The 13003-nt window shown below is 70.5% G+C and carries 16 protein-coding genes and 1 tRNA gene; 13 read left to right on the plus strand and 4 right to left on the minus strand.

The window, feature by feature from the left end:
- Window positions 1-202 precede the first annotated feature (202 nt).
- Window positions 203-277, minus strand: a tRNA-Cys gene (locus tag JK364_RS41650).
- A 164-nt stretch (window positions 278-441) separates the two neighbouring features.
- A complete protein-coding gene (locus tag JK364_RS41655) occupies window positions 442-1317 on the minus strand; it encodes an alpha/beta fold hydrolase (protein WP_201856627.1) in 876 nt (291 codons plus the stop codon).
- 321 nt (window positions 1318-1638) lie between these two features.
- Here JK364_RS41655 and JK364_RS41660 point away from each other — a divergent pair, with 321 nt between their 5' ends.
- The 3 genes from JK364_RS41660 (at window position 1639) to JK364_RS41670 (ending at window position 4348) form a co-directional block, all read left to right on the plus strand.
- Window positions 1639-2544 carry a LysR family transcriptional regulator gene (locus JK364_RS41660; protein WP_201856628.1) on the plus strand — a complete coding sequence of 302 codons (906 nt, stop codon included), beginning with the start codon at window positions 1639-1641 and terminating at the stop codon, window positions 2542-2544.
- Window positions 2545-2627: 83 nt separating this feature from the next.
- A complete protein-coding gene (locus JK364_RS41665) occupies window positions 2628-3281 on the plus strand; it encodes a cysteine dioxygenase family protein (RefSeq protein ID WP_201856629.1) in 654 nt (217 codons plus the stop codon).
- A complete protein-coding gene (locus JK364_RS41670) occupies window positions 3278-4348 on the plus strand; it encodes a YeiH family protein (RefSeq protein ID WP_307841545.1) in 1071 nt (356 codons plus the stop codon). The genes JK364_RS41665 and JK364_RS41670 overlap by 4 nt, the downstream gene beginning before the upstream one ends.
- Window positions 4349-4577: 229 nt before the next feature.
- Here JK364_RS41670 and JK364_RS41675 read toward each other — a convergent pair whose 3' ends face one another.
- Complete coding sequence (locus JK364_RS41675) at window positions 4578-5921, minus strand: NsdA family TPR-like regulatory protein (protein ID WP_201856630.1); 1344 nt, start codon at window positions 5919-5921, stop codon at window positions 4578-4580.
- Window positions 5922-5946: 25 nt separating this feature from the next.
- Window positions 5947-6405, minus strand: coding sequence for a DNA-processing protein DprA (locus JK364_RS41680; RefSeq protein ID WP_201856631.1), 459 nt, complete (start codon window positions 6403-6405; stop codon window positions 5947-5949).
- A gap of 64 nt (window positions 6406-6469) precedes the next feature.
- Here JK364_RS41680 and JK364_RS41685 point away from each other — a divergent pair, with 64 nt between their 5' ends.
- The 10 genes from JK364_RS41685 to JK364_RS41730 all read left to right on the plus strand — a co-directional run bounded on the left by JK364_RS41685 (window position 6470) and on the right by JK364_RS41730 (window position 12942).
- Complete coding sequence (locus JK364_RS41685; RefSeq protein ID WP_201856632.1) at window positions 6470-6742, plus strand: hypothetical protein; 273 nt, start codon at window positions 6470-6472, stop codon at window positions 6740-6742.
- A 9-nt stretch (window positions 6743-6751) separates the two neighbouring features.
- Window positions 6752-7171, plus strand: a complete 420-nt coding sequence (locus JK364_RS41690; protein ID WP_201856633.1) for an ATP-binding protein — start codon at window positions 6752-6754, stop codon at window positions 7169-7171.
- Between the two features lie 155 nt (window positions 7172-7326).
- Window positions 7327-7584, plus strand: coding sequence for a hypothetical protein (locus JK364_RS41695; protein ID WP_201856634.1), 258 nt, complete (start codon window positions 7327-7329; stop codon window positions 7582-7584).
- Window positions 7585-7696: 112 nt separating this feature from the next.
- On the plus strand, window positions 7697-7987 hold the full coding sequence (locus JK364_RS41700; protein ID WP_201856635.1) for a hypothetical protein: 291 nt from the start codon (window positions 7697-7699) through the stop codon (window positions 7985-7987).
- 14 nt (window positions 7988-8001) lie between these two features.
- Complete coding sequence (tgmB, locus tag JK364_RS41705; RefSeq protein WP_201856636.1) at window positions 8002-8982, plus strand: ATP-grasp ribosomal peptide maturase; 981 nt, start codon at window positions 8002-8004, stop codon at window positions 8980-8982.
- Complete coding sequence (locus JK364_RS41710) at window positions 8979-10133, plus strand: methyltransferase domain-containing protein (protein WP_201856637.1); 1155 nt, start codon at window positions 8979-8981, stop codon at window positions 10131-10133. The genes tgmB and JK364_RS41710 overlap by 4 nt, the downstream gene beginning before the upstream one ends.
- Window positions 10130-10648, plus strand: a complete 519-nt coding sequence (locus JK364_RS41715) for a DUF6624 domain-containing protein (RefSeq protein WP_201856638.1) — start codon at window positions 10130-10132, stop codon at window positions 10646-10648. The genes JK364_RS41710 and JK364_RS41715 overlap by 4 nt, the downstream gene beginning before the upstream one ends.
- A gap of 196 nt (window positions 10649-10844) precedes the next feature.
- Complete coding sequence (locus tag JK364_RS41720) at window positions 10845-12338, plus strand: MFS transporter (protein WP_201856639.1); 1494 nt, start codon at window positions 10845-10847, stop codon at window positions 12336-12338.
- Between the two features lie 32 nt (window positions 12339-12370).
- Window positions 12371-12568 carry an Arc family DNA-binding protein gene (locus JK364_RS41725; protein ID WP_020870939.1) on the plus strand — a complete coding sequence of 66 codons (198 nt, stop codon included), beginning with the start codon at window positions 12371-12373 and terminating at the stop codon, window positions 12566-12568.
- A complete protein-coding gene (locus JK364_RS41730) occupies window positions 12568-12942 on the plus strand; it encodes a type II toxin-antitoxin system death-on-curing family toxin (RefSeq protein WP_201856640.1) in 375 nt (124 codons plus the stop codon). The genes JK364_RS41725 and JK364_RS41730 overlap by 1 nt, the downstream gene beginning before the upstream one ends.
- Window positions 12943-13003 lie beyond the last annotated feature (61 nt).

The raw sequence follows: 13003 nt of genomic DNA on the forward strand, positions 1-13003 counted from the left end.
GGGGGCCAGGAGACCGTTCGGTGGCGAGACTGTGAAAATCGCCGAGCCCTAGGTGTTTACCTGGAGTATCCGCGATGGCTCAACGGCATGAGCGCGTGCACGAGCATGCGCCCTACGGGCTCAAGTGTCGAGAGGATGTCGGGGAGTTCACCGAGCGGCAACCCAATGCGCGGGCGCCGAGTGAGGCGCCCGCGCCGGGGTGTGGAGGCCGTGGCGGGAATCGAACCCACGTAACTCGATTTGCAGTCGAGCCCCTCAACCACTCGGGCACACGGCCGATGTCGTGCTTACGTTCCCGACGATAGGACCGGGGCGGGGCGGGCACAACGGAGCGGCGGGGGCTGCCATACGACTGACACACTGCGTTCACGCCCCGCCGGGCGGCGCCCGGGCCCCTTCATGGCGTGGGCGCGCGCCCCGCCTTCACCGCGCGCCCCGCCTTCACCGCGCGGGGCGCTGTGCCAGGAAGTCCTCGACCACCTGGCGGAAGAGGTCCGGCTCGTCGACCCACGGATAGTGGCCCACCCCGGGCAGCGGCCGCGCTTGGCCGTTCGGGAAGGACTCGGCCACCAGCTCCCCGGCCCGCATCCCGGTCACCGCGTCCCGGTCGCCGGTGATCGCCAGGACCGGGCACGGCACCTCGCGCAGCCGGGCCAGCACCGCGCGCCGCCCCGCCTCGTCGACGCCCTGCCAGAAGCCGGCCCGCGCCACCCGCCCCAGCTGCTCGCCCTCGCTCTCGGCGTGCGCCCGCTGGGGCTCCTCCCAGCGGCCGTACGCCATGGGGGCGGCCTGGAGCAGCAACCTGCGCATCTCGGGGAGGTCGGTGGTGTCGGGCAGGAGCTGCACCGCCGTGTACGCCTCCTCCCACCAGGGCTCGTCGGCGCGGGACTCGAAGATCTCCCGGGCGTCCTCGGGGAGTTCGCCCTGAAGGCGGGCGCCCGGACTGACCAGGGTCAGCCGGCTGAGCCGCTCGGGGTGGGCGGCCGCGTACGCCTGGGCGGTGGCGGCGGCCGCGTCATGGGCGAGCAGCGGGAAGCGGACGAGGTCCAGATGGCGGCGGAGCGCCTCGAGGTCCTCGGCGAGCCCGGGGAAGGCGTAGCCGATGGGGTCGAAGGCCGGCGGGGAGTCCCCGGTGCCGCGGCTGTCGGGGATGAGGAGGGTGTGGTGGGCGTTCAGCCCGCCGAGGTCGCCCAGATACGCGGCGTCCCGTCCCGGCCCGCCCGCCAGGCAGATCAGCGGTGGCCCCGCCGAGCCGTCCCGGGCCTCCAGGACGCGGTAGGCCAGCTCGGTTCCGTCGTACGAGGTGTAGTGCGGCATGGGGTCAGCTTGCCCCAGCTTTGTCATCTTGACCGTGCTTGACCGGGTGTCCTCGCGCACCGGGTGTGGCGCCGGGCGGTATGTCCCGTGGCGCCGGGCGGTATGTCCCGTGGCGCCGGGCCGTAGGTTTCGTGGCGCCGGGCCGTGGGGCGGCTCCGGTCCGGCCCAGTGGTCCGGCTCAGTGGTCCGGGTCCGGCCCGGCCCGGGGGCCCGGCTCCGTGGCGCGGTGGGCCGTGTGACGCAAAAGCGCCGGTAGGGGCGATCTTGTGGGGCCCCAAATCCCGCTTATGGTTTCGGTCTCGGGCTCCGTATGATGCGAGTGTGTTCGATTCCCGGCACATCAAGACGTTCCATGAGGTGGTGCGCTCCGGCTCCTACTCCGGGGCCGCCCGTGCCCTCGGCTACACCCAGCCGGCCATCACCCAGCAGATGAAGGCGCTCGAACGGGCCGTGGGCAGTCCGCTGTTCATCCGGGTCGGCCGGGGGATGCGGCTCACCGAGGCGGGGGAGACCCTCGCCCGGCACGCCGACACCATCCTGACCAGCATCTCCACCGCACAGCAGCAGATGAGCGCCATCACCCGGCTGCGCTCGGGCCGAGTGCGGATCTGCGCCTTCCCCAGCGCCAACGCGACCCTCATCCCCGAGACCATGGCCCGGCTCGCCGCCGCCCATCCGGGGGTGCGGGTGGAGCTGCTGGAGGGCGAGCCGCCGGATTCGCTGGGGCGGGTGGTGCGCGGGGAGTGCGACATCACCCTCGCCTTCACCTATCCCGGGCTGCGCGAGGAGACCCCCGCCGAGCTGGTGGAGATCCCGCTGCTGGAGGACCAGCTGACCGTGCTGCTGCCGACCGGCCACCCGCTGGCCCGGCGGCGGGCGGTCAAGCTGGCCGAGCTGAGCGAGGAGCGCTGGATCGCCGGATGTCTGCGGTGCCGCGCCAACTTCCTGCACGAATGCGCCGAGCAGGGCTTCGCCCCGGACATCGCCTTCACCACCGACGACAATCTGGTGGTGCAGAGCATGGTCGCGGCCGGGCTGGGCGTGGCGATGATGCCGGGCCTGGTGCTGTCGTTCCTGTGCCACCAGAAGGTCACCGGGCGCGCCCTGGACCCCGCCTCGCGCCGCCATGTCTCGGCGTACGTCCTCCGCGAGCACCTGGGGATACCGGCCACCGCGCGGGTGCTGGAGGAGCTGAAGACGGTGGCCGGGAACCGGGTCGGATGCTGACCCCTTACCCATAAGCGGAGCTTGGGGACGGCTCAACAACCTGTCGTTGGACGTGATGGTGCGAGCGGCAGGACGCTGCCACCATGACCACCCCGACCGCGTATCCGTCCTCCCGTCTTCTCACGGCACGCCTCGGCGCGTTCGTCGGCGACGTCCGCGAGGCCGTCGGCCGGGGCCTGGCACCCGATGTGACCGCCTATCCGGTGGGCGAGCGGCTCGCGCCCCACCTCGGCGCGGACGATCTGCTCACCCCCGGGCAGCGCGAGGGCCACCCCGACCGCTACCGCCAGCACATCCTGCACGCCGAGCCCGACGGCAGCTTCTCGATCGTCGCGCTGGTGTGGCTGCCCGGCCAGCGCACGGCGATCCATGACCATGTGTCCTGGTGCGTGACCGGCGTCCATGAGGGCGAGGAGCACGAGCGGCGCTACCGCCTCGTCCCGGACGGCCCTGGCTCGCGGCTGATCGCGGTGGAGGACGTGGTCAACCCGCGCGGCGCGGTGTGCGGATTCGCGCCGCCCGGAGATATCCACAGGGTGTGGAACGCCTGTGGGTCGAAGGCGATCTCGATCCATGTCTACGGGGCGGACATCGCCCGCCTGGGCAGCAGCGTCCGGCGGGTCTACGACCTCCCGACGGCGGATGACCACCTTCCGACCGCGGACGACCACCTTCCGGCCGCGGATGGCCACCTCCCGACGGCGGATGGCCATCTCCCGACGGCGGACGGCCAGTGACGCTGACCGCCGCGCCCGGCCGGGCGCGGCAGGCTGCCGGATGGCGGCCGCCCGCCCCGGCGTACGGGCTCGGGCTGGCCGCGGCCGGGGTCGGGGCCGCCTGGGGCGTCCACCGGCTGCTCCCCGCCGTCCCCCTGCTGACCGCCGCCGTGGTGCTGGGCATCGTCGCCGCGCATCTGCCGGGGGCGCGCGGCCTGGTCCGGGGCGTCTGCCGGGCCGGGCTGTCGCTCGCCGGGAAGCGGCTGATGCGCCTGGGCATCGTGCTGCTCGGCCTCAAGCTCAGCCTGAACGATGTGCTGGGCCTCGGCTGGGCCACCGTGGCGATGGTCCTGGGCGTGGTCGCCGCCACCTTCTGCGGCACCTGGTGGCTCGGCCGCCGGATGGGGCTGAGCGGCGACCAGCCGCTGCTGATCGCGACCGGCTACTCGATCTGCGGGGCGTCCGCGATCGGCGCGGTGAGCGAGGTGTCGGACAGCGATGAGCGCGATGTGGCCACCTCCGTGGCGCTGGTGACGCTGTGCGGCACGCTCGCCATCGCCGTCCTGCCGCTGCTCCAGCACCCCTTGGGGCTCGGCGACGAGGCGTTCGGCCGGTGGGTGGGGGCGAGCGTGCACGACGTGGGCCAGGTGGTGGCCACCGCGCAGACCGCCGGGCCGTCGGCGCTGGGCGACGCGGTGCTGGTCAAGCTGGTGCGGGTGGCCCTGCTCGCCCCGCTGGTCGCGGTCCTCGCGACATCCGTACGGGCGCGGGCGCGCGCCAAGCAGGCGGAGGGTGAGACGGCGGAGGGTGAGCAGGCGGAGCGGCGGCGGCCGCCGCTGGTGCCGCTCTTCGTCCTCGGCTTCCTCGCGATGACGGCCCTGCGCAGCACGGACGTCCTGTCCACCACCGTGCTGGACAGCGCCGCCACGGCCCAGGAACTCCTCCTCGCCGCCGCCCTCTTCGGCCTCGGCAGCGCCGTCCACCTGCCCTCCCTCACCCGCACCGGCGCCCGGGTCGCCGCGCTGGGGCTGTGCGCGTGGGTGGTGATCGCGGGCGCGTCGTACGGGGGCGTCCTGCTCACCACGTAGGGCTTCACGTCGCGGGGTTCCGCGTACGCCCAGGAGGCACGGGGCTCCGCCTCGCCCACGGGAGGTGGGGGCGCTTCCGACTGCGAAACGTTCGCCTACCGCACCATCGACCTGCCCGGCGAGGTGGCGCAGCAGCTCGTCGCCCTGCGCAAGCGCCTTGGGCTGCGATTCGGCGGGGGTCGACTTTCGCCGTTCCGCGGGGCATCGAGCCCCCGACAGCAGCCCGATCTCATCGGCCGACGCTCTCGATCAGGTGGTCGTCGAGGTCGGCGACGAAGCTCTCGGCGCGCCACGGGCGGAGTTCCCGCCTGGCCCTGCGAAGCCGGATCGAAGCTACGCGGCCCCCCGTGGTCACCGCGTCATCGATGCATTGGTGAAGGAGATCAGCCGCCGCGTGCGGCTCGTTGAGCTTGAGCCGAGCGAGAGCCTGGTCTGTTGCGACGATGGCGTGCTGCACGCGCTCACGCGGGGCGGTCAGCGCACGCGCGGACTGGGCGAACGTCTCGTGTGCGACCGCCGGATCACCGACGTAGAGCTCGCACAGTCCCTCGAATCCGCGCAGATGGGCAGGCGAGAAACTGCTGACGGAGGGATCGCCTTCCTGGTCGCCGTCCATGTCGTACCAGGCGAGAGACAAGGCAGCCCGCGCATGTTTCGCGGCACCGGCTCGGGCTGCCACCTCAGCCTGCAAAGCGTGCGCGCGAGCACGCACGATGACGCTGCCACCAGCCCGAGCGTCACGTACGGCCTCGTCAACGAGGAGCCGAGCGGCGTCGATACCGGGAGTCGAGTACAGAGTGACCAGGGAATGACTCATATGGACGACCGCACGCCGCCACGGATCGTCAAGGCGCCCGGCAACACCGGTAGCGGCAGCGTACAGAGCGCGCGAGGCGCCATCGTCGCGCGTCTCGAAGGCGAGGCGTCCCGCGAGGGTGTATGTCTGCGCTGCGATCGAGCGCAGTTCGTGCAGCAACCCGTCGGGAACGGGCCCGCTGAGGAGTCGGCGGCAGGATTCGACGACCGGCGCGAGCAAAAGCTGTAGGCGAACAAACGGCACGGTGCCGACCTGTTGGTTCACGTCCGCTACGACTGCCCGGAGTCCGTCGACGAGCGCCTCGTCTGTGCGCGAAGGATCGGCCAAGGCATCCGCCATCAGGCGTTGAGTAGTCGGTCCGAGCAGGGCCAACAAGCCCGTTCCATCATCGGTGACGGTACGGACGCACAGCACGCGGAGTTCTCGGAGTTGGTCGCTCCCTGCCCCCAAGTAGGCCAGGGCGTCGAGAAGTTCGGCGAAGTCGCTGCCTGGACCGAGGATGTACTGCCCGCCAGGGGTACGCGCATATACGTAGGCAAGCAGCAGTTGGTAGCGGTCGCCCGGAAGGATGGCGGAACGAGGACTCTCCCACCGGGCGACGCATCGCTGCACACTGGCCGTATCGACTTCAAGGGGCCGGCCGAGTTGCTCGGCTGCTTGGGCGATCGCCCGCGCAGCGCCCGCAAGAGACCAACCGCGCGACAGCCGAAGTCGCTTGAGAGCAGCAGCGCCGAGCTGTCTGTCGCGCACGTTCATGCGGCCATCATGGCGGGGAGGGTGGCTACACGGGCACGATCAGACGAGGTTTCCCCCGTTCCGTACCGTAGTTGAGCGTCTGCCATGTGCCGGATGTCTCCGGCGCATCCTCCTTCGGGAAGCCGATCACCATATCGGAGCGGTCGACCATCCAACGATTCCGGGCGTGGTAAGCGGGGGTGCGTACTTCCTCCGCCCTCAGCTCGACAACTTCGGCGATGCGACTCCGGCACTGGCTGATCGCCTGCCGCGCCTCGGCAGGCTGCTGCGCCACGGTCCCCGGAACCACAATCGTGATCTTTGACTTTGCGTTCCCGGCGATCCACAGCAGAGTCAAGCTGTCGATGCCCTTTGCACCGCCGACGTGGAAGTGCGCCTGATCCTCCGCGAACGGTCCCAGGTAGGACGCGAAGAGCTGTGCGTACCAGCTCATTTCACGGTGTCCCGTTGAGCGCGTGCCGGTGATCGTCACAGCCAGAGGCATTGATCAACTCCGTGTCATAGGTTGTCAGATCCCCTGCGGCGCCGTCCTGCGGTGGGATCAGAGCATGGACGCGAACGCCCCGGCCATTCTGGCCGAGCAGCTCAAGGTGCGGGGACTCTCTGCCATAAGCCATGACGAAATAGTTGTTAATGTTATAAACCCGTTGAACCCTCATCTCGTCGAGGCGGTCGGCATCCGGGACGGGCGCTACGTGACCAACTGGGGATATGAGCTCGGCGAGGCCGGTGACGAGGTGGGCACCGCACTGCGACGCGCCTTCCTGCTGGGCATCCCCACCAGTGCCCATACGAGCGACGACCTGAGTCCACGCAGATGAGGGGGCGTCGTGCAGAAACCAAGTGAGAGGCAATTCACACGTCACCCGGCATCGGTGGCCAAGGCTCGAACCTTCGTAGCCGAGGCGCTGACCGTCTGGCGCTTGGACGGCCGCCTTGACGATGTCCGCGCGTGTGTCTCCGAACTGGTCACGAATGCCGTCGAGCACGGGACGTCCGCTGGCCCTGACTTCCTTGTGCGAGTCGCGCATGACGACGAACGAGTTCGCGTCGAGGTGCTCGACAGCGGCGACGGTACGCCCGCCATGAAGCAGACAACCCCCGATGACGACGACGGGCGCGGCTTGTTCCTCGTCGACGCCATAGCGGACGAGTGGGGATTCGAGCCCCGCACCGGACCGGGCAAAGCCGTATGGATCGAGTTCAAGCTCAGCGTTACGCCGTCCGGCCCCGGGGCCATCCCTTGCTGACCTCTGTCGGTGTCGCACCGTCCGCCGGACTGATCGTCTCACTCATAACTGTGGCATGGATGGACGTCGTGCGGAATGACCAACCAACGCCCCAAGCGCTCGGCCGACGGTCTGCGGCAGGGGAGCGGGGAACACCCCACAGGAGAGAGAACCCCATGCCCGATCCGCTCGTACAGACCGTGACCGTGACGGGTGATCGCGTACGGCCCGGCGACGTGATCGCCGTGGGCGGCATCCCACACGCCGTCGAGGACGTGCGCGAACTCGTCGGCAACCGCAAGCGGCTCCAGTTCGCCGACGGCAACGCCTACGTACTCGGCCGCTCCATCACCGTCGAGGTCACGCGCACCTACATCCCGGTGCACGGACGGCCGCACACGCCGCAGCGTCCCCGGTCCATGGCCGCCCGCTGACTCCGCGCCCGCGCGCCGGGCGCGCGGGCGCGGGTGGTGCGCCCTTGTCGGTCAACACCGACTTCCGCACCGTTCCTCGAAGAACCACACACCGAGAGAAGGAGAGCGCAGCATGACGACGCCTAGCCACGTCGACGCCGATCCGCTCGACCTCGTCCTGCACTCGCCCGACGGCGAGTCGCGTGGGATGTTCCACCGGACCGGCGATCTCTTCCCGCTCAACCCGATTCGGCACATCCTCTCCAGCACCGACGAGCAGCCCACCGCGGCGCGTCCGTGGGGCCTGCGGTTCCTGACCGTCCCGAGGCCGACCGCCGGCGCGCACGAGGGCGGGTCGAAGGAGACGAGCGAGGGCTCGCCCGACGGCAGCGCCCCGCAGAACGAAGAGATGCAGAGCGACTGAGAAAGGGGATCAGCGTGGCACACGTCCTTGTCATCACTGACGAGGACGACCGGACGGCGAGCCGGGTTACTTCCGAGCTCGCCGTCCGCGGCGTCCCCGTAGCGCGCATCGACGCTACGGACTTTCCCACCAAGCTGCATATGTCCGCCCGGATCGGCACCGGCGCTACGTGGACGGGCCAACTCGTCGACGCCGACACCGGCCGTGAGCTCGTCACCCTCTCCGCCGTGCGCAGCGTCTACTACCGTCGCCCGACGCAGTTCACCATGGACCAAGAGATGAACCGGGCCGAACGGGTCTTTGCCTACGGCGAGGCACGCCGCGGGTTCGGCGGAGTGCTGCAAGCCCTCGACGGCGCCCTGTGGGTCAACGACCCTGCTGCCGCAGCCCGCGCCGAGTACAAGCCCAACCAGCTCGCCGCAGCCGCAGCCGTCGGGCTCAACATCCCGCGTACGCTCATCACCAATGAGCCGGAACGCGCCTACGAGTGGGCAAAGGACCTCGGCCGCCCCATCATCTACAAGCCGCTGTCCGGCATCTGGCACGCCGACGAGGGCAAGGTGCGCATCATTTACACGAGCCCCGTCACCGACCTCGACGAGCTGCGCGCCCCCGCCCTCGAACGCACCGCCCACCTGTTTCAAGAGCAGGTCGACAAGGATCACGAGGCCCGCGCGATCATCGTCGGTGAACAAGTCTTCGCCGTAGCGATCGACGCCGCATCCGAGGCAGCCCGTACCGACTGGCGATCCGACTATGACTCGCTCACCTACCGCACCATCGACCTGCCCGGCGAGGTGGCGCAGCAGCTCGTCGCCCTGCACATGCGCCTCGGGCTGCGATTCGGCGCGGTCGACCTCATCCACGACACCGCAGGCCGCTGGGTCTTCCTGGAGACCAACCAGAGCGGCGAATGGGGATGGCTCGTTGCCAAGACGGGCATCGGCGTAGCCGACGCCCTCACCGACCTACTCATCAAGGGGTACGACACATGATGAGCACCGAGCCCGAACAGGCGTTCGCGGACACGCTCACCGCATCGGGCAGACTCGGGCCCACATGGCGCGCCGCCTACGAGGCCGTACCACGGCACCAGTTCATTCCCGCCGTGGCATGGGTCGTCCCCGACGGCCCCGAGCCGGGCTACCCCATCGATCGCGGCCAGGATCCCGACGGCTGGATGCGGGCCGTGTACTCCGACGCCTCGATCGTCACGCAACTCGACGACGGCGACAGCGACCTGACCACCGGGAAGGGAACACCGAGCAGCTCCGGCTCGGCCCCCGGAATCGTGTTCGCCGCCCTCGACACCCTCGACATCCGGGACCATCATCGCGTCATGGAGATCGGCACCGGCACCGGCTGGACGGCAGCCCTTCTCTCGCAGCGCGTCGGCGCACACAACGTCGTGTCCATCGAGGTCGACGAGCAGGTCGCCGGACAGGCCGAGAAGAATCTCACGGCCGCCGGGCACACTCCGCACCTCATCGTCGGCGACGGCGCCGCCGGCTGCCCCCCACGTGCCCCCTACGACCGTGTGCATGGCACGTGCGCGGTGGCCACCTTCCCGTACGCGTGGGTCGAGCAGACCCGTCCCGGCGGCGTCATCGTGGCCCCCTGGGCGCCTCTCTATGGTTCCGGACAACTCGCCCGCCTCGTCGTTGACACCAACGGACGCGCGAGCGGACGGTTCCCCGCCCTCGTCTCGTACATGATGCTGCGTTCCCAACGCCGCACGGTGAGATGGAACCCGCACCACGCCGACGAGGCCCGCGAAACCACGACCCGAATCGACCCTCGGACTCTCGCCGAAGCCCCATACGCGGCAGACTTGATGATCGGTGCGCTCGTGCCGGGCGTTGCTCGCATCCCGGCACCGAGCGACGACGGCTCGGGCCGGTTCTCCCTGCTGTTCGTCGAGGCCGAAAAGGACGATGCCGCTTGGGCCGCGGTCGACTACGTCCCGGGAGAGGCCGAATACCGGGTCACCTCGTTCGGACACCGCGACCTGTGGCAAGAGGTCTCCGACGCCTTCCTGCGCTGGATCGCCTGCGGTCAGCCCGAACGCAGGCGATTCGGCCTCACGGTCACGCCGGAGGGACAACGCCTCTGGCTCGACGACCCATGCCAACCGGTCACCTCATGACCGAGCCCACCTCTCACCAGCGTCCCGACCTCGCCGACGAACTGCTGCGCCGCGTGGCCGCCGACCAGCACGCCCGCGGCGTACGCGAGAACGGGCCCGACGCCGAGTGCGATCACGACCTGATGCGTACCGTCGACGCGGACAACGTCGCCGCCCTACAGCGCATCATCGACGAGCACGGATGGCCGGGGCACTCGCTCGTCGGCGAGCAGGCCGCCAACGCCGCATGGCTGATCGCCCAGCACGCCGAACTCGCCTTCCAACTGCGCGCCCTCGACCTGCTCGACGAGGCAGTCGCCCAAGGCGAGGCCACCCCTGTACAGCGGGCGTACCTCCTCGACCGCTGCCTCATGCGGCAGGGGAAACCGCAGCTCTACGGCACGCAGTACCACGACCCCGGCGGCGGGATGCGGCTATGGGAGGTCGCTGACCCCGAAAACCTCGACAGACGTCGCGGCGAGGTCGATCTCGGGCCGCACGCCGAGTACGACGCCGCAATCCGCTCACGCCAGTAATCCGACCGCCAAAGCGCCCCAGCGACCGCGGGCACGGTCGCCGGGGCAGGCCACCGGCTACACCGTTGAGGAGAGCCGACGGCCAACGCGCCGCCCTATCGCCTGCCTGTGCACACCGCTGCCTAGGACCGACGGCCGAGGCCGGTTCCGTCCCACGACAGGTGTGACCTTGCCGTACGCCTCTTACGCTGGCGCCATGACCCCACGTGACCCCCAGGACGCCGACGCCGCCGTCGGCGCCGTTCCGCCCCTGCCGTCCACCGCCCCGCACGGGCCGGACGGCAGGCACGGCGCCGTGGATCCGGAGGACGGCGGCGGCACCGGCGACACCGTACTGGGGAGGCGCTACCGCGCCCTCACCCTCGGCATCGTCACCGTCGTCTCCCTCATCGCCTTCGAGGCGAGCGCGGTCAACACGGCGATGCCGGTCGCGGCCCGCGCGCTGGACGGGGTCGAGCTCTACGCGTACGCCTTCTCCGCCTACTTCACCGCGAGCCTGTTCGCGATGGCCCTGTCGGGGGAGTGGTGCGACCGCAAGGGGCCGCTGGCGCCGCTGTTCGCCGGGATCGCGGCCTTCGCCGCCGGGCTGCTGGTGGCCGGTTCCGCGCAGACGATGTGGATGTTCGTGGGCGGGCGCGCGGTGCAGGGCATAGGCGGCGGGCTGGTGATCGTCGCGTTGTACGTGGTGGTGGGCCGCGCCTATCCGCAGCGGCTCCAGCCCGCCGTGCTGGCGTCCTTCTCCGCCGCCTGGGTGCTGCCCGTCATCGTCGGCCCGCTCGCCGCCGGGACCGTCACCGAACACGCGGGCTGGCGCTGGGTGTTCCTCGCCATTCCGGTGCTGGTGCTGCCGCCGCTCGCGGTGATGCTCCCCGCGCTGCGCGCCCTGCCCCCGAGCGAGCTCTCCGCGGGCATGAACCGCCGCCGCATCCTGCTGGCGCTCGCCGTCGCGGTGGGCGCCGGGCTGCTGCAGTACGCGGGCCAGGACCTCAACTGGCTCTCCCTCGTCCCGGCCGCCGCCGGGCTCGCCCTGATCGTCCCGTGCGTACTGCGGCTGCTGCCCAAGGGCACCTTCCGCGCCGCCCGCGGACTGCCGTCGGTGATCCTGCTGCGCGGGGTGGCGGCGGGGTCCTTCCTGGGCGCGGAGAGCTTCGTTCCGCTGATGCTGGTGACCCAGCGCGGCCTGTCCGCGACCGCCGCCGGGCTCTGCCTCACCGGCGGCGGCCTCACCTGGGCCCTGGGCTCGTACACCCAGAGCCGCCCCCGCCTGGAGCCGCACCGCGAACGGCTGATGGGCCTCGGCCTGCTCCTCATGGCCGTCTCCATCGCCATGGTGCTCCTGGCCCTCATCGACTCCGTCCCCGCCTGGATCGTGGCCGTGGCCTGGGTGATCGGCGGCTACGGCATGGGGCTGGCCATCTCCAGCGGGAGCGTGCTGCTGCTGAAGCTCTCCCGCCCGGAGGACGCGGGCAGCAACTCCGCCTCCCTCCAGGTCTCCGACGCGCTCGGCAACATCACGCTGGTCGGCCTCAGCGGTGTCCTCTTCGTCACCTTCGGCGGTGGCGACATCGCGCCCAGCGGCACCGCGGCCACCCACCAGCCGGCCGCCTTCGGGGCGGTCTACGTGGCGATGACGGCGGTGGCGCTGGTGGGGGCCTGGGTGACGACGCGGTTGCGGCCCGAAATCCGTTAGCACCGCGTGGTACCACGCGGTACCATCTGCTCATGGCAGCACTGAATCTACGCTTTACGGACGAGGAGCTCGACGCCCTGCGCAAGCGCGCGGAGGCGGAGGGCCGGAGCATGCAGTCATTCGCCCACGACGCGGTGATCGCTGCGATCAACGAGCACTCCCGGCTGTTCAACGAGGCCGCCGCCCATGTGTTGCGGGCGAGCGAAGAGCTCAACCGGAGGCTCGCCTGATGCACTACCTCACCCTGCCCGAGCTGCTGAACCTCGCGGAGCGCCTCGGGGCCGACGAGGTGCGCGACTACGGGCTGCTGGAGTCCGCGCTCGCCCGTCCGCAGGCGAGCGTCTTCGGGCAGGACGCCTATCCGGACGTGTGGCAGAAGGCGGCGGCGCTGATGGAGTCGCTGGCCCGCAACCACGCCCTGGTGGACGGCAACAAGCGGCTCTCCTGGTACGCGACCTGGGTCTTCCTCCACATCAACGGACACCCGCTGAACGCGGACTTCGACGTCGACGAGGCCGAGCGCTTCGTACTGGGCGTCTGCCAGGGCGAGCTGGACGTGCCGAAGATCGCGGAAGGGCTGACCCGGTTCACGAACGGAGTGTGAGCCTGATCCCACCCTCGGGTGGGATCCCCGCGTACCCCCGAAGCGTGAGGACGGCACCGGT

The organism is Streptomyces endocoffeicus (genome assembly GCF_016741935.1).
Taxonomy (GTDB): domain Bacteria; phylum Actinomycetota; class Actinomycetes; order Streptomycetales; family Streptomycetaceae; genus Streptomyces; species Streptomyces endocoffeicus.